The sequence below is a fragment of the Stenotrophomonas sp. YJH_SMC_133 genome (genome assembly GCF_059370655.1).
Window position 1 is genome coordinate 17,031 of sequence record NZ_JCAFTW010000004.1, and the last position, 19,232, is coordinate 36,262.

General features: G+C 68.1%; 19 protein-coding genes. 9 read left to right on the forward strand and 10 right to left on the reverse strand.

Features of this window, described 5'->3' with window-relative positions; translation table 11 throughout:
• Positions 1-104: 104 nt before the first annotated feature.
• From AC5P78_RS06620 to coaBC, 3 genes are read right to left on the reverse strand one after another with little or no spacing between them, the layout of a single operon-like run.
• Positions 105-2,447, reverse strand: a complete 2,343-nt coding sequence (locus tag AC5P78_RS06620; protein ID WP_049459890.1) for a phosphomannomutase/phosphoglucomutase — start codon at positions 2,445-2,447, stop codon at positions 105-107.
• 12 nt (positions 2,448-2,459) lie between these two features.
• On the reverse strand, positions 2,460-2,933 hold the full coding sequence (dut, locus tag AC5P78_RS06625) for a dUTP diphosphatase (RefSeq protein WP_005407763.1): 474 nt from the start codon (positions 2,931-2,933) through the stop codon (positions 2,460-2,462).
• A complete protein-coding gene (gene coaBC / locus AC5P78_RS06630) occupies positions 2,930-4,192 on the reverse strand; it encodes a bifunctional phosphopantothenoylcysteine decarboxylase/phosphopantothenate--cysteine ligase CoaBC (protein ID WP_043035173.1) in 1,263 nt (420 codons plus the stop codon). Before coaBC ends, dut begins: the two co-directional genes overlap by 4 nt.
• Positions 4,193-4,420: 228 nt before the next feature.
• Between coaBC and AC5P78_RS06635 the strand changes: the two genes are divergently transcribed.
• The 4 genes from AC5P78_RS06635 (at position 4,421) to AC5P78_RS06650 (ending at position 8,544) form a co-directional block, all read left to right on the forward strand.
• On the forward strand, positions 4,421-5,047 hold the full coding sequence (locus AC5P78_RS06635; protein WP_033834997.1) for a response regulator: 627 nt from the start codon (positions 4,421-4,423) through the stop codon (positions 5,045-5,047).
• Between the two features lie 69 nt (positions 5,048-5,116).
• Positions 5,117-5,821: a RadC family protein gene (radC, locus tag AC5P78_RS06640; protein ID WP_005407759.1), complete on the forward strand. Its 705-nt coding sequence runs from the start codon at positions 5,117-5,119 to the stop codon at positions 5,819-5,821.
• 113 nt (positions 5,822-5,934) lie between these two features.
• Complete coding sequence (argS, locus tag AC5P78_RS06645; protein ID WP_012478915.1) at positions 5,935-7,623, forward strand: arginine--tRNA ligase; 1,689 nt, start codon at positions 5,935-5,937, stop codon at positions 7,621-7,623.
• 21 nt (positions 7,624-7,644) lie between these two features.
• The gene (locus tag AC5P78_RS06650; protein WP_005407757.1) at positions 7,645-8,544 is read left to right on the forward strand and encodes an SPOR domain-containing protein; all 900 of its coding nucleotides are present in this window, start codon (positions 7,645-7,647) and stop codon (positions 8,542-8,544) included.
• A gap of 89 nt (positions 8,545-8,633) precedes the next feature.
• Here the strand turns inward: AC5P78_RS06650 and AC5P78_RS06655 are convergent, their stop codons facing one another.
• Positions 8,634-9,386 (reverse strand): SDR family NAD(P)-dependent oxidoreductase, encoded by a 753-nt coding sequence (locus AC5P78_RS06655; RefSeq protein WP_414498301.1) that lies wholly within the window; start codon positions 9,384-9,386, stop codon positions 8,634-8,636.
• 87 nt (positions 9,387-9,473) lie between these two features.
• Entirely contained in the window at positions 9,474-9,962 is a 489-nt protein-coding gene (locus AC5P78_RS06660; RefSeq protein ID WP_099527562.1) for a hypothetical protein, read from the reverse strand.
• Between the two features lie 83 nt (positions 9,963-10,045).
• Here AC5P78_RS06660 and AC5P78_RS06665 point away from each other — a divergent pair, with 83 nt between their 5' ends.
• On the forward strand, positions 10,046-10,513 hold the full coding sequence (locus AC5P78_RS06665) for a YehS family protein (RefSeq protein ID WP_005411992.1): 468 nt from the start codon (positions 10,046-10,048) through the stop codon (positions 10,511-10,513).
• On the opposite strand, the gene AC5P78_RS06670 is transcribed toward AC5P78_RS06665, so the two are convergent.
• The gene (locus tag AC5P78_RS06670; protein ID WP_005407753.1) at positions 10,482-11,369 is read right to left on the reverse strand and encodes a LysR family transcriptional regulator; all 888 of its coding nucleotides are present in this window, start codon (positions 11,367-11,369) and stop codon (positions 10,482-10,484) included. The two genes, AC5P78_RS06665 and AC5P78_RS06670, sit on opposite strands and share 32 nt — an antisense overlap.
• Positions 11,370-11,511: 142 nt before the next feature.
• Here AC5P78_RS06670 and AC5P78_RS06675 point away from each other — a divergent pair, with 142 nt between their 5' ends.
• The gene (locus AC5P78_RS06675) at positions 11,512-12,660 is read left to right on the forward strand and encodes an MFS transporter (RefSeq protein WP_329762175.1); all 1,149 of its coding nucleotides are present in this window, start codon (positions 11,512-11,514) and stop codon (positions 12,658-12,660) included.
• Here AC5P78_RS06675 and AC5P78_RS06680 read toward each other — a convergent pair.
• On the reverse strand, positions 12,657-13,355 hold the full coding sequence (locus AC5P78_RS06680) for a TorF family putative porin (protein WP_099473519.1): 699 nt from the start codon (positions 13,353-13,355) through the stop codon (positions 12,657-12,659). The genes AC5P78_RS06675 and AC5P78_RS06680 overlap by 4 nt on opposite strands.
• Positions 13,356-13,484: 129 nt before the next feature.
• Here AC5P78_RS06680 and AC5P78_RS06685 point away from each other — a divergent pair, with 129 nt between their 5' ends.
• Positions 13,485-13,922: a DUF6165 family protein gene (locus tag AC5P78_RS06685; protein WP_043035177.1), complete on the forward strand. Its 438-nt coding sequence runs from the start codon at positions 13,485-13,487 to the stop codon at positions 13,920-13,922.
• Between the two features lie 7 nt (positions 13,923-13,929).
• Here the strand turns inward: AC5P78_RS06685 and AC5P78_RS06690 are convergent, their stop codons facing one another.
• Together AC5P78_RS06690 and AC5P78_RS06695 are read right to left on the reverse strand one after the other, a co-directional pair.
• Positions 13,930-14,601: a response regulator transcription factor gene (locus AC5P78_RS06690; protein ID WP_024956372.1), complete on the reverse strand. Its 672-nt coding sequence runs from the start codon at positions 14,599-14,601 to the stop codon at positions 13,930-13,932.
• Between the two features lie 190 nt (positions 14,602-14,791).
• On the reverse strand, positions 14,792-15,364 hold the full coding sequence (locus tag AC5P78_RS06695) for an OmpO family porin (protein ID WP_005407747.1): 573 nt from the start codon (positions 15,362-15,364) through the stop codon (positions 14,792-14,794).
• Between the two features lie 210 nt (positions 15,365-15,574).
• On the opposite strand from AC5P78_RS06695, the gene AC5P78_RS06700 reads away from it, so the two are divergent.
• Together AC5P78_RS06700 and AC5P78_RS06705 are read left to right on the forward strand one after the other, a co-directional pair.
• Positions 15,575-17,977: a S9 family peptidase gene (locus tag AC5P78_RS06700; protein ID WP_414498300.1), complete on the forward strand. Its 2,403-nt coding sequence runs from the start codon at positions 15,575-15,577 to the stop codon at positions 17,975-17,977.
• Between the two features lie 91 nt (positions 17,978-18,068).
• On the forward strand, positions 18,069-18,428 hold the full coding sequence (locus tag AC5P78_RS06705) for a DUF1428 domain-containing protein (RefSeq protein WP_005407745.1): 360 nt from the start codon (positions 18,069-18,071) through the stop codon (positions 18,426-18,428).
• A 15-nt stretch (positions 18,429-18,443) separates the two neighbouring features.
• Here the strand turns inward: AC5P78_RS06705 and AC5P78_RS06710 are convergent, their stop codons facing one another.
• Positions 18,444-19,136, reverse strand: coding sequence for a hypothetical protein (locus AC5P78_RS06710; RefSeq protein ID WP_099475415.1), 693 nt, complete (start codon positions 19,134-19,136; stop codon positions 18,444-18,446).
• Positions 19,137-19,232 lie beyond the last annotated feature (96 nt).

Here is a 19,232-nt window from a genome sequence, read left to right on the forward strand (position 1 = left end):
AGCGTCCCCCGTAACCGGACCCACCCCGCATCCCTCGGATAGCCGGCCTTTGACGTTGACGTTGACGTTGATTCGGCGGGTGCCGGGCGCAGCCCGGCCTCACCTCAGAACCCCAGCGGGGTGTCGCCCAGCACCGGCTGCAGCTGGCTGCGGAACAACGCCTGGATGCGTTCCAGTGCCGCCTCGTCGTTGCCCTCGAAGCGCAGCACCAGCACCGGCGTGGTATTGGAAGCACGCACCAGCCCCCAGCCATCGGGGAAGTCCACGCGCAGGCCGTCGATGGTCGACAGGCGGCCGCCCACATAGGGGTTGTCCGGCGACTGTGCCGCCGCCACCAGCATCGCCACCAGCGCATGCGGCGTGCCTTCGGCCACCGGCACCTTCAGTTCCGGCGTGGCCACCATCTCCGGCAGCTCGGCCAGCACCTCGTCCGGGGCTTCCTCGCGCTGCGCCAGGATCTCCAGCAGTCGCGCGGCGGCATACAGGCCATCGTCGAAACCGAACCAGCGCTCCTTGAAGAAGAAGTGGCCGCTCATCTCGCCGGCCAGCTCGGCATCGGTCTCGCGCATCTTCGCCTTCATCAGCGAGTGCCCGGTCTTCCACATCAACGGGCTGCCACCATTGCGCAGCACGTGATCGGACAGCTTGCCGGTGCACTTCACGTCGTAGATCACCATCGCGCCGGGGTTGCGCATCAGCACGTCGGCGGCGAACAGCATCAGCAGGCGGTCGGCATAGATGATCCTGCCTTCGCCGGTGACCACGCCCAACCGGTCTCCGTCGCCATCGAAGGCGACGCCGAGGTCGGCGCCGAAGCGCTTGACCGTCTGCACCAGGTCTTCCAGGTTGGCCGGCTCGCTCGGGTCGGGATGATGGTTGGGGAAGGTACCGTCGACATCGCAGTACAGCGGGATGACTTCGGCGCCGATGGCTTCCAGCAGCTGTGGTGCAAGCGCACCGGCGACGCCGTTGCCGGCATCGGCCACGACCTTCAACGGGCGGTCCAGCTGCACGTCGTCGGCGATGCGCTGGATGTAGTCGGCACTGACATCGCGCTGCTGGTAATCGCCCGGCTCGGCCGCCTGCGCCAGGCGCCCCTCGACGATGCGCTGGTAGAGATCGGTGATGGCATCGCCTGACAGCGTCTCGCCGCCGATGACCACCTTGAAGCCGTTGTACTCGGGCGGGTTATGACTGCCGGTGACCGCCACGCAGGTGCCGGTACGCAGGTGGAAGGCAGCGTAATAGACGACCGGCGTCGGTGCCAGGCCGATGTCGATCACCGCGCAACCGGTGCGACGCAGGCCCTCGGCCAATCCCGCAGCCAGTTCCGGGCCGGACAGGCGGCCATCACGGCCGATCACCACCTCGCGCAGGCCCTGTTCCAGCGCCACGGTACCGATGGCCTGGCCGATCAGCGCGGCGGTCTTCGGCGTCAGTTCGCTGCCGACCACGCCACGGATGTCGTAGGCGCGGAAGATGCCGGCGGCCAGTTCCCCGGCAGGGACCGGTGGCGGCGGCGGCGCAGTGTCCGCGGCGCTGGCGGCGGCCACCGGTGGCGGCGCCATCTGCAGGCTCTCGCTCAGGGTCGGGCCATGATCCGCTTCCGCCACGGCCGCACGGCGCGGCAACGGCAGCGACTTCGGCAGCCGGCCGCGACCCACCACCAGCAGCACGGCGATGAACGCCAGCAGCAGCGCGACGATGGCACTGGCCAGCGAACCCAGGCCCAGAGGACCGGCTTCGACATTCGGTACGGCGGCCACCAGCCGCAACGGCGTGCCCGGAACCGGGCGCGCCAGCGCTTCGGCGCTCTCGGCCAGGCCGGCGTCGCCCTGGGCAACGAGGTCATGCGTGCCTTGGCGCAGGCCGAGGAAGCCGGTGGACGGGGCGCTCACCTGGTCCAGCGGCGAGGTCAGCCGCAGCAATGGCTGGCGCACGTAGAGCACTGCCGGGCCAAGGCTGCCCAGCTGCACCGGAGCCGCCAGACCCAGGCGATTGCCACCTGCATCGCGCACCACGCGCAGGCCAGGCTTGCCCTCGGCCAGCGCTTGTTCCAGCAGGGCCAGGCGTGCGTAGCCGAAGGTGGCCGGGTCGGCATAGGCCGTGGCCAGATCGGCGGTCAGCACGTCAGCCTGCTCCACGCCGGTCCAGCTCTCGCGCACGGCCAGCGCCGCTGCCGCGGCGTCGCCGGCCTGCAGTGCCTGCTGCACGCGTTCGTTCTTCAACTGCTGCTGCAGCTGCTTCAGCTGGCCGGCTGCGGCCTCCTGCAAGCCCTGCACGGCCTGGTCACGCGCTTCTTCCAGCGCCTGGCCGTTGGCCTCCTGCCGCCATTGCTGCACCGCGCTCCATCCGAACCAGCCGGCCAGCAGGACCAGCAGCACCCCCAGTAGTGGCGCACTGCGTCCCAACGACCGTTCCCGCTGCCCTTCCCCGATGCCGCTCATCAATGTCCCCCGTCAACGCACCCCGGTATGGCCGAATCCACCCGTTCCCCGCACGCTGTCGGTGAAAGTATCCACCACCTGCAGGCTGACGCGGGCAATCGGCACGACCACCAGCTGCGCGATGCGATCGCCCGGCTCGATGGTGAAGGCCTCGCGGCCACGGTTCCAGACGCTGATCAGCAACGGACCCTGGTAATCGGCGTCGATCAGGCCGGTGCCGTTGCCGAGCACGATGCCGTGGCGATGGCCCAGCCCGGAACGCGGCAGGATCACCGCGCACAGGTGCGGATCAGCGATATGGATGGCCAGGCCGCTGGGCACCAGCGCGGTGTCGCCCGGCTGCAGGGTCAGCGCGGTATCCAGCGCCGCGCGCAGGTCCATGCCGGCGCTGGCTTCGGTGGCGTAGGCCGGCAGCGGCCAGCTGTCGCCGAAACGCGGATCAAGCAGCTTGACCTGCAGCGGTTGGGAAGTGGAAGCCTGGGTCATGCCTGGAGTCTCCGCGCGATCAGCGCCAGCAGTTGTTCGGCCAGCTCGCGCTTGGAGGTGGCCGGAAATACCTGTTCACCGTCCTGCCAGAAGGCCGTGGCGGCGTTGTTGTCACTCTCGAATCCACCACCGCTGATGCCGACCTGGTTGGCGATCACCAGGTCCAGGCGCTTGTCGACCAGCTTGCCACGCGCATATTTCTCCACGTCGTGGGTCTCGGCGGCGAAGCCGACCACCAGCTTCAGCGACTGCGTCTGTGCAGCGACTTCGGCGAGGATGTCCGGCGTGCGCACCAGCTCGATCACCAGCGACTGGCTGTCGGCAGTCTTCTTCAGCTTCTGCGGCGCGACCTGGCGTGGCGTGTAGTCGGACACCGCGGCGGCACCGATATAGATGTCGGCCGGCAACGACTTCAGCACGGCATCGCGCATCTGCGCGGCCGAGCGCACGTCCACGCGCTGCACGCCGGCTGGCGTCGGCAGCTGTACCGGACCGCTGACCAGCACCACCTGGGCACCCATCGTCGCGGCGGCCGCGGCCAGGGCAAAGCCCATCTTGCCGCTGCTGCGGTTGCCGACGTAGCGCACCGGATCGATGTCTTCATAGGTCGGGCCGGCGCTGATCAGCAGCCGAAGGCCCTGCAGCACGCGGGTTTCCGGTGCGACAACCGCCGCTGCAGCACTGCCATTGGCAGCCAGCGCGGCAACGATGTCGCCCGGTTCGGCCAGACGGCCGGGACCGGATTCGCCTTCGGCCAGCGGACCGTCGACCGGGCCGATCACCTGCGCGCCGCGCTGGCGCAGCAGGGCGATGTTGGCCTGGGTGGCCGGATGCAGCCACATGCGGTGGTTCATCGCCGGGCAGATCGTCAGCGGCGCGGTACTGGCCAGGCACAGGGTGCTGACCAGATCATCGGCGTGGCCCTGGGCCAGCCGGGCCAGCAGATCGGCGGTACCCGGGGCGACCACGATGCGGTCGGCCCAGCGGGCCAGCTCGATGTGGCCCATGGCCTGTTCGGCGGCGCTGTCCCACAGCGTGGTGCGGGTGGGCTGCCCGGACAGGGCCTGGAAACTGAGCGGAGTGACGAACTGCTGTGCTCCGGCGGTCATCGCCACCTGCACCTGGGCACCGGCGTCGCGCAGGCGCCGCACCAGTTCCAGGGCCTTGTAGGCCGCGATCCCGCCTCCGACGCACAACAGCAGTTTCTGACCTTCCAGCGCGCGGGCCGGCGCGGGGGAAGCGTTGGGGGAGTCAGCCACCTGGAATTCCTGTGCAAACGAGGGCGCTAGCTTACCCGATGGTCGGTAATGTCCCGGTGCAGGGCGCACATAGCGGGCGGCTATCAGCAGATGGAGTCCGTCTCCGTTGACCCGGGATTCACCCGGTACCAGTTTCGGACCTTTCCTATACCTCTACGGGTCTGCGCTTTTGCAGAATCAGGCATTGGCTGCCGCCCGCCGTGGCCTGTCCGACCTTCGAGGAGCCGCGTGCATCCGCGCATCATCATCGCCGACGACCATCCCGTGGTCCTGCATGGCATCCGTATCGTGCTGCAGACCTACCTGATGGACATCGTCGGCAGTGCGCGCGACGGCGCCCAGCTGCTGGAGCTGGTGGATCACCACGACTGCGATGCGGTGCTGACCGACCTGTCGATGCCGGGTGCCGGTCCGGACGGTCCGGAGCTGATCGACGCGCTGCGCATGCGCCGCCCTGGCCTGCCGGTGGTGGTGCTGACCGGCGCCCGCCATCCCGGCCTGCTGGACAGCCTGCTGCGGGAGGGTATCAGTGGCCTGGTCGACAAGTGCGCCGATTTCGCCGAACTGCCCCACGCGCTGAACGCCGCGCTGGCCGGGCAGGTATTCGTCTCCCAACAGCTGCGCCACCACCTGCAGGCGCGCGACCTGCTGTTTCCACGTCAGCCGGCGCCGTTGTCGGCACGCGAACAGGAAGTGCTGGAGCTGCTGGCAGCCGGCCTCAGCGTGAACGAAGTCGCCGAGCGCTGCGGGCGCAGCCCGAAGACCATCAGCCGGCAGAAGGCCGAAGCCAAGCGCAAGCTGGGCCTGCAGAACAACCAGGAACTGTTCGACTACCTGCAGACCCGGCGCGGCTGAGGCAACCTCCGACCCCAGTCCGCGGCATGCCCCGATGGGAGCCACCGCAAGGTCTGGCGATGATGGGCCATGCCCATCCATGACTGGCCCGAACAGGAACGCCCCCGCGAGAAGCTGATCGCGCGCGGGCCCACGGCACTTTCCGACGCCGAGCTGCTGGCCCTGTTTCTCGGCTCCGGGTTCGGTGGCCGCGATGCCGTGCAGACCGCGCGCGACCTGCTGCAGGCGCACGGCCCGTTGCGGGTACTGCTCGACCGCCCCGCCGCCGAGCTCGCCCGCCTGCCCGGGCTCGGCCCGGCACGCAGTTGCACGCTTGCTGCCGGGCTGGAACTGGCCCATCGCTACCTGGCGGCCGAGCTGGAGCACGGCGAGGCGGTTGGCAACAATCCGGCGGCGGTCGGCCGCTACCTGCAGCACCGGCTGCGTGGCCAGGCCCGCGAGGTCTTCATGGCCCTGTTCCTGGACAACCGCCACCGCCTGATCGCCTGTGAAGAGCTGTTCCACGGCACCATCAACGCCGCACCGGTCTACCCCCGCGAAGTGGTGCGGCGCGCCCTGCTGCACAACGCGGCGGCGGTGATCCTCAGCCACAACCACCCTTCCGGCGACCCGGAACCCTCCAGCGCCGATACCCGCATCACCGACGAACTGCAGCAGGCGCTGGCGATGGTGGACGTGCGCCTGCTGGACCACTTCGTGGTCGGCGAGGGCCGTCCCGTTTCATTTGCTGAACGGGGCCTGCTATCCCCGCCCCAGCCGCGGCTGTTCGGCTGAGCGCGGCCGTTCAGGCGCCATCGGCCGCCCCCACAGGCATGTTCTGGTCAGCGTGGGCGCGGGTATCTGCGCTAAAATGGGCGATTCCGCCGCTCATTCTCACAGCAGGCCTCGTGAAAAATCTCCTCCGCGCCCTGATCAGCCAAGGCATCGAAGCCTTGCGCGCCAATGGCACCCTGCCCGCCGACTCCCTGCCGCCGGACTTCGTGGTCGAGCGCCCGAAGACCCGCGACCACGGCGACTTCGCTACCAACGCCGCGATGCTGCTGGCCAAGGCCGCGCGCAGCAATCCGCGCGCACTGGCGCAGGCGCTGGTCGAGGCGCTGCCGCGCAGCGAGGACGTGAGCAAGGTCGAGATCGCCGGCCCCGGCTTCATCAACTTCCACCTGGCCCCGGCCGCGTACCAGCGCGAAGCCGCGTCGGTCATCAAGGAAGCCCACGACTACGGCCGCAACCTGTCCGGCAATGGCCGCACGGTGGGCGTGGAGTACGTGTCGGCCAACCCGACCGGCCCGCTGCATGTCGGCCATGGCCGCGCGGCGGCGATCGGCGACTGCGTGGCGCGCGTGCTCGATGCCAACGGCTGGAACGCCAAGCGTGAGTTCTACTACAACGACGCCGGCGTGCAGATCGAGAACCTGGCGCTGTCCACCCAGGCACGGATCAAGGGCATCGCGCCGGACCAGGACGGCTGGCCGGAAGGTGGCTACCGCGGTGAGTACATCGCCGACGTCGCACGCGCCTACATGGCCGGCGCCAGCGTCGACCTGGAAGGCAGCACCGTGGTCGGCGCCAAGGACCCGGACGACATGCAGGCGATCCGCCGCTTCGCCGTGGCCTACCTGCGCAACGAGCAGAACCTGGACCTGGCCGCGTTCGGCGTCGACTTCGACATCTATTTCCTGGAAAGCTCGCTGTACGCCGACGGCAAGGTAGCCGAAGCGGTGGCCAAGCTGCAGGCGTCGGGTCATACCTATGAAGAAGGTGGCGCGCTGTGGCTGCGCAGCACCGACTTCGGTGACGACAAGGACCGCGTGATGCGCAAGTCCGACGGCACCTTCACCTACTTCGTGCCCGACGTGGCCTACCACCTGTCCAAGTGGCAGCGCGGCTACGAGCGCGCGATCACCGAGCTGGGCGCCGACCACCACGGCTCGCTGGCCCGCGTGCGCGCCGGCCTGCAGGCGATGGAAGTGGGCATCCCGCAGGGCTGGCCGGAATACGTGCTGCACCAGATGGTCACCGTCATGCGTGGCGGCGAGGAAGTGAAGCTGTCCAAGCGTGCCGGCAGCTACTTCACCCTGCGCGACCTGATCGAGGAAGCCGGCCGCGATGCCACCCGCTGGTTCCTGATCGCGCGCAAGCCCGATTCGCAGCTGACCTTCGACATCGACCTGGCCCGCCAGCAGAGCAACGACAACCCGGTGTTCTACGTGCAGTACGCGCATGCCCGCGTCTGCAGCCTGCTGCGCCAGGCGCAGGAGAAGGGCCTGGTGTACGAGCAGGGCAACGGCCTGGCCAACCTCGGCCGCCTGGCCGACGATGCCTCGCTGCTGCTGATGAACGAGATCTCGCGCTATCCGGAAGTGGTGGAAGCGGCCGGCGTGGCGCTGGAACCGCATCTGGTGGCGCAGTACCTGCGTGAATTGGCGCATGCGTTCCACACGTGGTATCACGGGACGCCGGTACTGGTGGAAGATGCCGCCGATCGCAACGCCAAACTGACCCTGGCCTGTGCGGCGCGCCAGGTACTGGCCAATGGCCTCGAACTCCTGGGCGTCAGCGCCCCGGAAAAAATGTAAGCATCAGGAGACGCAGTACACATGGCAGCACGACGCGGCAAAAGCCAGGCACGACGCAACAGCGGCAGCCAGGGCACCCCCGGATGGGTGTGGCTGGTGGCCGGTGTAGCGATCGCGGCCGTGGTGTTCCTGGCGGCGCCGAACCTGTTCAAGGGCGAGGGCGATGGCTTCCTGCGCGCCGGTCCGCAGCCGAACCCGAACGCGCAGCCGGCGCCGGTCGCCGATGCCGACAGCGATGTCGGTACCCAGCCGGCCGCGCAGCCGGCTGCGCCGAAGCCGGCCGAACCGGAAAAGCCGGCCGCCACCCAGTACGACTTCTACACCCTGCTGCCGGGCAAGGAAGTCGAGATGTCCGACGCCGAACTGGCCGCCAGCGCGCGTGCCGAAGACCAGCGCCGGGCCAAGGCCGAAGCGCAGCGCGCGCAGGCGGCACTGGAAGGCAAGCCGGTTCCGCCGGCGACCACGACCGCACCGGCACCGGCGGCCACCGCCAGCGTGTCCAGCACCGCGCAGGTGACCGCCACCAGCCGTCCGCTGCCGGCACCGCTGAGTGAACGTCCGGCTGCGGCAACGCCGCCGGCCAGCACGGCCTCGACCAGCACCGCCGCCGCCACGCCGGCAGCGCGCGCGGAAACCGCAACGGCAACGGCGGGTACCCCGGCCACAGCCGCTCCGGCGGCCGCCGACAACGCCCGCTATATCCTGCAGGCAGGCGCCTTCGGCGCCTCCGGCGATGCCGAAGCAACCAAGGCCAAGCTGGCGATGATGGGACTTGCGGCACGCGTGGAGTCAGCACAGATCAACGGCAAGACCGTGTACCGCGTGCGCATGGGGCCGTATGGCAGTGCCGGTGAACTGTCCGAAGCCAAGCAGAAGCTGGATGGCACCGGCCTGCAGGCGATGGCGATCAAGGCCCAGTAAGCCTGCCGCTGTGAATGAAAAGGCCGGGCATTGCCCGGCTTTTTCTTGTTTCTGCAGAGTCGAGCCATGCTCGACTCTGCAAACGGCGGTCAGCCTTCGCGGGCGACCTGGAAACCGGCGAAGGACTGGCTGACCGGCATCAGTTCCAGGCGATTGATGTTCAGGTGCGGCGGCAGGCTGGCCACCCAGAAGATCTGTTCGGCGATGTCTTCGGCGGTCATCGGGTTGGCGCCGTTGTAGAGCTTGTCCGACGCCGCCTGGTCGCCGTGGGTACGCACCACGGTGAACTCGGTTTCAGCCATGCCTGGCTCGATCGTGGTCACGCGCACGCCGGTGCCGTGCAGGTCCGAACGCAGGCCCAGCGAGAACTGGCTGACGAAAGCCTTGGTGCCACCGTAGGCGTTGCCACCCGGGTACGGGTAGACGCCGGCCACCGACGAGATGTTGATGATCGCGCCCTTGCGCTCCACCAGCTGCGACAGCAGGCGGTGGGTCAGGGTCACCAGCGCGGTGATGTTGGTGTCGATCATCGTGGTCCAGTCCGACAACTTGGCGCTCTGTGCCGGCGCGGTGCCCTGCGCCAGGCCGGCGTTGTTGACCAGCAGATCGATCTCGCCAAAGGCGGGCGGCAGTGCCAGCAGCGCCGCTTCCATCGCAACCGGATCGCGGATGTCGAAGGCGGCGGCATGCACCACGTCCTTGCCGTAGCGATCGACCAGCGGCTGCAGGCGTTCGCCGCGGCGGCCCGTGGCGATCACTTTCCAGCCGGCCTGGGCGAAGCGGTGGACGGCGGCGGCGCCGAAGCCGGACGTGGCGCCGGTAATCAGGACAGTGCGGGTCATCAGGCAACTCCAGGGGGAAAAACCGGACGCCCATTCTGGCATTCCCGGCCCGTCCTGAGTTGCCCGCCGTCCTGCCGTCCCCCCGGCTCAACGCACGCGAAACACTCTGGCCTTGGGCAGGTCTTCGTCGACCTGCAGGAACCAGCGTCCGGCAATTCCTGGAACAACGGCGATCTGCGGCGACTGCAGCACCTTGCGCAGCTTCATCTGCCCCTTCATCACCTGCCATTGCTGGCCGTTATCAAGGGTGAACAGCGTGCCGGGCTGCCAGCCTGCGACCTCTCCGACCACGCGTGCATTGACCGGTCCTTCTTCCAGGCCCAGATGCATTGCTGCCGGTGCCGGCACATTGGCAGGCAGCGGCGCAGCGGCGGGGGCCACCGCTGCCGTCGGCCCGGTGGCCGCGCGCTCTGCCTCGCGCAGTACCCGGTTCAGCGCCTGCAACTGCGCTGGACTGAGCCCGACCTCGGCCAGTTGGGATGCACTCAGGCGCCGCTCGACGGGTACGAAGCGGTCCTGGGAGAAGGCAGCGAAGCTGCTGGCGAGCAGCAGTGCGGAAAACAGATACCGGCGCATGCAAGGGTCTCAGCGAACGAGTGCCCACGATGCTGCAGTTCGATGACAGTCCGGTGACAGGCCAGGGGCCGGTACAATGGGCCATGATCAACAACGATGTCCTGCGCAGCGTGCGCTATTCCCTGGACCTGGGCGACCACCACGTGGTGACCCTGTGCCAGATGGCCGACCCGGCCTTCGCCGTGGATCCCGAACAGGTGAAGGCCTGGCTGCGCCGCGAGGACGAAGCCGGTTTCGAAGCGATGAGCGACAGCGCGCTGGCGCACTTCCTCGATGGCCTGATCGTGCACCTGCGCGGTCGCGACGAGAGCCAGCCGCAGCGCGCGGTGGAAACCCGCATCGACAACAACCTGGTGCTGAAGAAGCTGCGCGTGGCGTTCCAGCTGCGCGACGTCGATCTGATGGAGATCTTCGCCAGCGCCGGTTTCAACGTCTCCAAGTCGGAAGTCGGTGCGCTGTTCCGCCAGCCCGGGCACACCAACTACCGGCGTTGCCTGGACCAGATGCTGCGCAACTTCCTCAAGGGCCTGAGCCTGCGCCTGCGCGGCTGAGCACGGCCTCGACGAACGCCCGCGCCGCCGGTGTCGGCAGCCGCTGCCAGACCAGGTGCACGCGGCGGGTCGGGGTTGGCTGCAGCGGAATCCGCACCACGCCCTGGAAGCCTTCGGCGATCAGCGCCGGCACGATGCCAACCGCCAGACCATGGCGGACGAAGCGCTCCACCAGTTCCATCAGGTTGACCTCGAAACGCACCGTGTGCGGCAGGCCAGCGGCGACGAAAGCATCGTCGGTCTGCCGCCGTGCACCGGTGCCGCGCGGGAAGTCGACCAGCGCCTCGTCCTGCAATTCGGTCAATGGCAGCCGCTTGCGCCTAGCCAGCCGATGCGAGGGGGCCAGCACCGCCACCAGGTCTTCTTCCTGCAGCATCTGGTGGCAGACCCCGTCCAGGCCGGCCGAGGGCGCCAACCCCACCAGTGCAACATCCAGGTCACGCGACTGCACCTGCGCGATCAGGTCCTCGCTCTTGTCCACCCGCAACTGGAATTCCACCTGCGGGTGCGCCTGCTGGAACGCGGCCAGCATCGCCACCACATCGATATCGGTCAGCGAGGAGATCTGCCCGATCGCCAGCAGCCCGCGCACCTCGCCACTGACCGCGGCCACATCGGCGCGCAGGTGGCGCAGGCTGACCAGCACCTGGCGTGCGTGCACCAGCAGCGCCTCACCCGCTGCCGTCGCCCGCACCTGCCGCGGCAGGCGCTCGAACAGCGGCGTGCCCAGTTCCTGCTCCAGGTAGGCAATCTGATGGCTCAACGCGGACTGCACCACATGGCAGCGTTCGGCGGCACGGGTGAAATTGCCCTCCTCGGCCAGGGCAACGGCAAACTCGAGCTGCTTGAGATTCATCCAACTATCTCGTTTCCAGATGGCATGGATGATGATGATTCATTTCCATCATGGCCGCAGCAGGTGGACACTGTGCCCCCGCTTCCTGGAACACCGCGTGAGCCCGTCCCTCCCCCCCTTGCACCGCTGGCAGGTGCTGCTGATGTCGGTGGCTACCGGCGTGGCCGTGGCCAGCAACTACTATGCGCAGCCACTGCTGCACACCATCGCCGACGCCTTCGGCGTACCGTTCGGCCAGGTCGGCATGGTCGTTACCGCCGCGCAGCTGAGCTATGCCGCCGGCTTGATCCTGCTGGTGCCGCTGGGTGACCTGTTCGAACGCCGCCGCCTGATCGTGGTGATGAGCCTGCTGTCGGCCGGCGGACTGGTGATCAGTGCCTGCGCACCGTCACTGACCTGGTTGCTGGTGGGCACCGCCATCACCGGCCTGTTCTCCGTGGTCGCCCAGGTGCTGGTGCCGTTCGCCGCTACGCTGGCCGCGCCGGAACATCGCGGTCGCGTGGTCGGCACGCTGATGAGTGGCCTGCTGCTGGGCATTCTGCTGGCGCGCACCGTGGCCGGCCTGCTTTCCAGCCTGGGCGACTGGCGCCTGGTGTATGCGATCGCCGCTGCCACCCTGGTGCTGACCGCACTGGCATTGCAGCGCGGTCTGCCGCGATTCCACCACAGCGCCGGCTTGGGCTATTTCGCATTGCTGCGCTCGATCGGCGTGCTGTTCGTGCAGGAACCGGTGCTGCGCCAGCGTACGCTGCTGGGCGCCTGCAGCTTCGCCATGTTCGCGATCTTCTGGACCCCGCTCGCGTTCCTGCTGGCACAGCCGCCGTATGCCTACAGCGACGCCACCATCGGCCTGTTCGGGCTGGTCGGCGCGGCCGGCACGCTGGCGGCCGGCCTGGCTGGCCGCATGTCCGACCGTGGCCAGACCGGGCGTGCCACCGCCATTGCACTGCTGCTGTTGTTGCTGTCGTGGCTGCCGTTGGGGCTGTCCGCACACTCGCTGCTGGCGCTGCTGGTGGGCGTGGTGGTGCTGGACCTGGCCGCGCAGCTGTTGCACGTCAGCAACCAGAACCTGATCTACGCACTGCAACCGGCGGCACGCAACCGCCTCAATGCCGGCTACATGACCGGCTATTTCATCGGCGGTTCGCTGGGTTCGCTGCTGTCTGCGCAGGTCTACCAGCGCTTCGGCTGGACCGGCGTCTGCGTGGCCGGCGCTGCCGTGGCTGCGCTGGCCCTGCTGCTGTGGCTGCCCGGCGCGCTGCGCGCGCGCCAGGCGTCGCTGCCCGACTAGAAGCTGCCCTGCAGCGCCAGCTCCCATCGCCCACCGGCGTTGCCGGGGAACAGGCGCTTGGCTGCGTTGTCCGTGTCATGCACGGTGGCGCGCAGTTCCCATGCCGGGGTCAGCGAGGCGATGGCACTGAGCTGCCCATGCAGGTAGTCCGGGCCCTGGGCGGTGGCCAGCCAGTACTGGCCCACCGCTGCTTCCAGGCGGAGGCGTTCGTGCAACGGCACACGCACACCCAGCTGGGCATAGGTACCGCGATGGCCACCGGCCAACGCATCGTTGGAATGGGCGACCTGCAGCCAGGCGCGCTGCTTCCAGGTCACCGTGGTGTTGAGCTCGGTCCAGTCCAGCGCGCGGCCGGTGCCCGGGTACACGTAACGGGTCAGGTTGGCATCCAGGCTCCAGTCCGGTGCCAGCGCGCCGGACCAGCCCGCCACCAGGTCGAACTCGCTGCGCGCGCCATTGTCCGGCTTGAACGAAACGTTGGACCCCCACACGCTGGCGTACCAGCCCGCTGGGATCGAGACCTTCGCGCCGGCCTGCACCGCCGGGTCGCCGTCGCTCTGCGAGCTGCCGCGCCATACGTAGTCACTGGTCAACGCCGCACTGCCACTGACCTGCACCTGTGCCTGCGCGCTGCTGATCCCGACCAGCCCTGCCAGGGCGGCCACCAGCGCCGCCATCATCCCCTTGCTGTTCACTGCACTGTGTTCCTCGTCGAAGGCGGTCACGCCGCCGGGAACGCAGTGTCGAGGCGAGGGCCGTAACGGATCGAGGGTGCTGCCGGGCCCGTGGCGCAAATTCGGCGTAAATCCCGTGGACTGCGGCCAATGCCAGCAGCGCGGTATCATGGCGCCCTGTTTCCAGGAACCAACCGCGTGGACGCCATCCTGACTCCGGTATCGATCGGCGAGCTGATCGACAAGATCACCATTCTCGAGATCAAGGCCGAGCGCATCGACGATGCCGCCAAGCTGGCCAACGTCCGCACCGAGCTGGACGGCCTGCTGCCGTTGCTGCAGCAGCTGCTGCACGCACAACCGGCACTGGCCGCGCTGAAGCAGCAGCTGAAGGTGATCAACGAGCGCATGTGGGACATCCAGGACCAGCTGCGCGACAAGGAAGCGGCCCAGGTGTTCGACGATGCCTTCATCCAGCTGGCACGCGGTGTCTATGGCACCAATGGCGAGCGCGTGCAGGTGAAGAACGAGATCAACCGCGTGGCCGGTTCGGCCCTGGTCGAAGAAAAGCAGTACCAGGGCGAGTAACCCCGCCTCAATCAGCGTCGATCAGATGGCGGAAGCGGAACAGCTCGCCATCGTTGCGGATGCCCAGCTTGCGGTATGCCGCTCGTTTCTGCGTGCTGATGGTGCTGGCCGCACGCCCGCTGCGGCGTGCCATCTCGCCGGTGCTGCAGCCACGCAGCACCCACTGCAGGACAGCGCGCTCGCGCGTACTCAACCGTGGTGAACGCATGGACTGCTGGCGCTGCCGGCGGGACTGGTTCAACTGTGCACGCAGCTCCGGCGGCACGAAGCGCCCGCCGCGGGCGACCACGCTCACTGCGCGCAGCAGCATCTGCGGCGCGCAGGCCTTGGACAGGAATCCGCGCGCACCGGCCTGCAGGGCCAAGGACACGACACCCGCGTTGCAGTGTGCGGACAGCACCAGGATCGGCACTGCCGGCCAATGTCGTGACACGTGCCGCAGCAGTTCCAGGCCTTCCCCGCTGTCACCGATCGGCAAGGCGTCAACCAGCAGCAGATCGATCGCAGCTGCCTGCTGCTGCAGGCGCTGCAGCAGATCACCGCTGCGGCCATAGCTTCCATCGACCTGCAGGCCCGCCTGCCGGGCCAGCAGTTCCTGCACGCCATGCCGCAACAGTGGATGCGGATCCAGCAGCAACAAGCGGCAGGGAGAATCGCGGGGCGAGGGAAACGGGGGCATCGTTGCATTCCTGCAGGACAGGCCACTCACCCTAGGGCGCAGCCGACGCCTGCGGAATCCAATTCGTTGCAATGCCGCCCGTCCACCTCAACACGGTCAGGTAGCGTTTGCCCAGCCGGAAACGCAACAGGCCCGGCATGGGCCGGGCCTGTCGAGGCATCTTCAGCGCGCAGGCGCGCCGAGGAAGCAATTACCAGCTGAAGCGCGGGCCGACGGTGTATTCCTTGTCGCCGTGGCGGTTCATCTTCAGCTCGCCGTTCAGGCCCCAGTTCTGGTTCAGCTTGACCTGACCACCCAGGCGACCGTACCACTGGCCGTCGATATCGACGCCGTGCTTCTTGGCGTAGTCTTCGTAGCCGACCATGCCGTAGACCTCGGCGTGGGCACCGAAGGCGGTGCGGATACCGGCTTCAGCGCTGTAGCCGTTGAAGTCCAGGCCGTGCTTGCGATCGAACTTCTGGTAGGCAACGCGGGCAACGAAGTCGGTCGACGGAGCGATTTCGACGTTGTAGCCGGCACCGACCTTCCACTGGTCAACCTTGATGTTGGTGTGGTCGACTTCCTGACGGCTGTATTCACCGAACGCGTGGAAGTTCGGCAGGAAGCCGTAGGAACCCTTGACGCCCCAGCCGTCAGCCTTGATGCCATCGACGTCGGTCTTGGCGTAGTCGGCTTCAGCGTAGTTGTACGACAGGTTCTCAGCAGCCGAAGCGGTGAACGGCAGGGCAGCGGCCAGGGCCAGAGCAATCAGCGAATTCTTCATGGGGGTACACCTTTACTTTCTTATGGTGTGCAGCAGCGCCAGGGCGCCATCGCATCGGGAATGTAAATTCTCCGTTATTCGCCACAACGCTCCCTGAAAACAGTGGTCTTCGCATTGCTGAATTTTTGGGCTTGATTCAGGCTCCGTCTGGCATACGCGCGCGGCGCGCGTGCATCTGTAATCCTTCGACGATTGCAACAGGAGGTTGCCTTGCTCGTTTCCGATCCGCTGCGGACGTGTGTCCGCGCCGCTGTCTTTGCCTGCATTGCCCTCTTGTCGCCACACACTGCACGTGCGCTGCAGGCGACCGACTACCAGCGCGCCGAACGCGTGCATGACAGTCATCTGCGCGGTGCGCTGCGCAATGCTTCGGTCCTGCCCCACTGGCTGGCCGATGGACGATTCTGGTATGAGCGCGAAGACACTCAGGGCCGGCGCCAGGCGGTACTGGTCGATCCCGTCCAGGCGACACGCCAGACCCTGTTCGAACCCACTGCGCTGGACGCTGCGGTTGCACCGCTCGGTGCCAGCGGGCCACGCCTGCGCCTGGCCAGCGTGCAGCAGGCGGACGATGGCCTGCGCCTGCGGTTCAGCGGAGAAGTGCCCGTCGATTGCCAATGGCCGCGCTGGCAATGCGCACGTTCGCCGGATGCGCGGCCGCCGGCCGATGCACTGCCTTCGCCCGTAGGCGATGCGTGGCTGCAGGTGCGCGACAACAACCTGTGGCTGCAGTCGCCTGGCACGGCGCCACGGGCACTGACCCACGGCGGAGAAGCCGGTAATGGCTATGGCGTGCTGCCGGACTTCGCCCTGCGCGGTATTCCACGCCGTCAGGGCCGGATGGCGGTGCGGCCGTTCGCGGTTGGCTGGTCTGCGGACGGGCGCTACGTGGCCGGCATCCGCTACGACGAACGCGCGCTGCAGGACTACCCCTATCTGGAAAGCAGCCCGACCCACAGCGCGCGGCCGCGCGTGCATACCGTGAAGCTGGGGGTGCTGGGCGATGCACAGCAGGTGCGCGACACCCTGTTTGTGGTGGATACCCGCAGCGGCAGGCAGCATGACATCGCGCTGCCCGAGGGCTGGAACACGCTCAGTGAGGCCGGCATCCTGGGTTGGGACGGCGATCGGTTGTATGCCGTGATCGCGCACTTCGGCACACCGCGCAGGCTGCGCCTGGTGGAGATCGATGCCAGCAGCGGTGCATTGCGCACGGTTCTGGAAGAAGCCAGCGACACTCGCCTGCAGCTCAACGTGTATTCCTACAACCGGCCAGCGGTGGCCATCCTGCCCGGGCAGGACACCGCCGTGTGGTTCTCGCAGCGCGATGGTTGGGGCCATCTGTACCGGGTGCGCCTGTCCGATGGCAAAGTGCTGCGCCAGCTCACCCGCGGCCACTGGGCGGTGCGCGACCTGCTGGGTGTGGACGCTGTCGGTGGCTGGGCGTACTTCAGCGCCGGTGGCGTCGACGCGGGCGATCCTTACGTGCGCGGCCTGTACCGGATATCGCTGCAGGGAGGGCCGATCCAGCGCCTGGCCGCCGATGGCAACGACCACATGGCCGATGCCGGTACCGGCGCGTTGTTCGGTGGGCGCGCACCCCAGGCGCTGTCGCCCAGTGGTGGCTATCTGGTGGATACCGTTTCCCGTCTCGACCAGCCACCACGCACCGTGCTGCGGGCCAGCGATGACGGTCGCGAGCTGCTGGTGCTGGAAGCGGCGGACAACCGGGCAGTGCTTGCTGCGGGGTGGCGCCCACCGCAGCGCGAACGTCTGCTGGCCGCCGACGGGCGCACGCCGATCTTCGCCACCGTCTACCTGCCCCGCGACTATCGCGATGACGGCAGCTTCCCGGTGATCGATGCGATGTACGGCGGCGCCTTCATCAGCAATGCCCCGGTGACCTACGCCGAAGCGGTGTCCGCGCTGAATCCGGTGTCACGCGCCAGCCTGGCCGAGCTTGGCTTCGTGGTGGCCAGCATCGATGCGCGCGGCACCGGCGGCCGCGACAAGGCCTTCCATGACAGCAGCTTCCTGCACGGCGCCGATGTGCAGCTGGATGACCATGTGGCCGCGCTGCGCCAGCTGGGCGAACGCTACCCGGGCATCGACCTGCAGCGGGTCGGCATCTACGGGCATTCGTTCGGCGGTTACAGCGCGGCGCGGGCATTGCTGCGCTACCCGGCGTTCTACAAGGTGGGCGTGGCCTCGGCCGGCAGTCACAATTTCCAGGGCATGTACGGCGGCGCCCTGCACGGCATGGACCGGCTGTTCGGTGGCGTGCTGCCAGCCACGGCCATGACCGATGGCGTGCCGGCGCCCTTTGCCGGGCTCGACAACGCAGCGCTGGCCGGCAACCTGCGCGGGCATCTGATGCTGGTCTATGGCGAGCTGGACGAAAACGCACCGCCGGCGCTGACCCTGCAGCTGGCCGCCGCCCTGAACAAGGCCCAGCGCAGCTACGACCTGCTGTACCTGGCCCGGCAGGACCACGAGCTGTTCCGCAACGACGCCACCTACACGCACCGCATGTGGGACTACTTCGTACGCCACCTGGCCGGCCAGCAGCCACCGGATACGGTGCTGGCACCGCTGCCCGGTGGCCCGGGCTGAACGGGCGCCCAGAGGATGTCGATCCCCGACGCTCTGGTTCGTCGTGTACTTGAAGGCCGTGCATGCGGCACGGTCCATCCGGAGGCAGGCAATGAGCTACATCGATGGTTTCGTCCTGGCGGTGCCCACCGCCAACAAAGAGAAGTTCCTCGCCCATGCACGCACAGGGGATCCCGTTTTCATCGAGTACGGCGCGCTGCGCGTGGTCGAGTGCTGGGGTGACGACGTACCGCACGGCAAGACCACCGACTTTTTCGGCGCGGTGAAAGCCACGCCGGACGAGACGGTGGTGTTTTCCTGGATCGAATGGCCGGACAAGCCGACCCGCGACGCCGGCATGAAGAAGATGATGGAAGACCCAAGGTTTGATCCGGCGACGAATCCGATGCCGTTCGACGGCGCGCGGATGATCTACGGTGGCTTCGTGCCGATCTACGAACTGACCCGCTGAACCGGGCGGACGTGCTCAGCGCGCGTCCGTTTCATCGCTGGCGGAGGCATGGCCGGCGCCCAGTGCGGCGCCGGCGCCGAGGCCCACACCGCCCATGCCGGCCCCCATTCCGCCACCGCCGCCTCCGCCGCCTCCACCCGCACGACCGCCCTTGGCGTCGCCGTCGTTGCGGCCCTTGCCACTGGCACTGCCCGGCCGGGTCGGCCCCTGCGGCGGTATCTGCAGGTCGGCCGGAATCGGCGCCAGGTCCAGCGCTTCGCGCACGAAGTCGCGCAGCGAGACCACCAGTTCGTGGGTATGCACCGGTCGCCCCTGTGCAAGATCGTTGGCAGCGCGCGCAGCCAGCCGCACCTGTTCGTCGGTGCCCAGCAGCAGGATGTCCGACAGCGCCGCTTCAACGGCATCGCGGATGCGGCGCGCGCGATCCGAGCGGGGTTCGGCGATGCCTTCGGCATCTTCGCGCTGGCGCAGGTCGCGGCGATGGCTGGGATCCACGCCCAGTTCGCCGGTGAACGAACCGCCCAGGGTCTTGTAGGCCGCCATCAGCGTGCGCAGCCGTTCGTTGATCTGACGGTTCTCGCGCTCGCGGCGCTGCTGCAGGGTCTGCATCACCAGCAGGCGGATGCCCACGCCCAGCAGGGTGATCAGGACCAGGCCGGCCAAGGTGGACAGCACGCCCTGCCAGGAACTGAAGTCGATACCGCGCATGCCCGGGCCTCCAGCGGAAAGAACCTGCATCTTGCCCCGGACAGTGTCCCGGAAACGCGAAAGGCCCCACCACCCGGTGGGTGGCAGGGCCTTCGG

Coding starts and splice junctions, on each gene's coding strand:
- AC5P78_RS06660 (WP_099527562.1), bottom strand. CDS start 9,962: ATGCGCCGGTATCTGTTTTCCGCACTGCTGCTCGCCAGCAGCTTCGCT.
- AC5P78_RS06665 (WP_005411992.1), top strand. CDS start 10,046: ATGATCAACAACGATGTCCTGCGCAGCGTGCGCTATTCCCTGGACCTG.
- AC5P78_RS06675 (WP_329762175.1), top strand. CDS start 11,512: ATGTCGGTGGCTACCGGCGTGGCCGTGGCCAGCAACTACTATGCGCAG.
- AC5P78_RS06695 (WP_005407747.1), bottom strand. CDS start 15,364: ATGAAGAATTCGCTGATTGCTCTGGCCCTGGCCGCTGCCCTGCCGTTC.
- AC5P78_RS06710 (WP_099475415.1), bottom strand. CDS start 19,136: ATGCGCGGTATCGACTTCAGTTCCTGGCAGGGCGTGCTGTCCACCTTG.
- radC (WP_005407759.1), top strand. CDS start 5,117: ATGCCCATCCATGACTGGCCCGAACAGGAACGCCCCCGCGAGAAGCTG.
- AC5P78_RS06655 (WP_414498301.1), bottom strand. CDS start 9,386: ATGACCCGCACTGTCCTGATTACCGGCGCCACGTCCGGCTTCGGCGCC.
- AC5P78_RS06705 (WP_005407745.1), top strand. CDS start 18,069: ATGAGCTACATCGATGGTTTCGTCCTGGCGGTGCCCACCGCCAACAAA.
- dut (WP_005407763.1), bottom strand. CDS start 2,933: ATGACCCAGGCTTCCACTTCCCAACCGCTGCAGGTCAAGCTGCTTGAT.
- AC5P78_RS06690 (WP_024956372.1), bottom strand. CDS start 14,601: ATGCCCCCGTTTCCCTCGCCCCGCGATTCTCCCTGCCGCTTGTTGCTG.
- AC5P78_RS06650 (WP_005407757.1), top strand. CDS start 7,645: ATGGCAGCACGACGCGGCAAAAGCCAGGCACGACGCAACAGCGGCAGC.
- AC5P78_RS06620 (WP_049459890.1), bottom strand. CDS start 2,447: ATGAGCGGCATCGGGGAAGGGCAGCGGGAACGGTCGTTGGGACGCAGT.
- AC5P78_RS06670 (WP_005407753.1), bottom strand. CDS start 11,369: ATGAATCTCAAGCAGCTCGAGTTTGCCGTTGCCCTGGCCGAGGAGGGC.
- AC5P78_RS06685 (WP_043035177.1), top strand. CDS start 13,485: ATGCCAGCAGCGCGGTATCATGGCGCCCTGTTTCCAGGAACCAACCGC.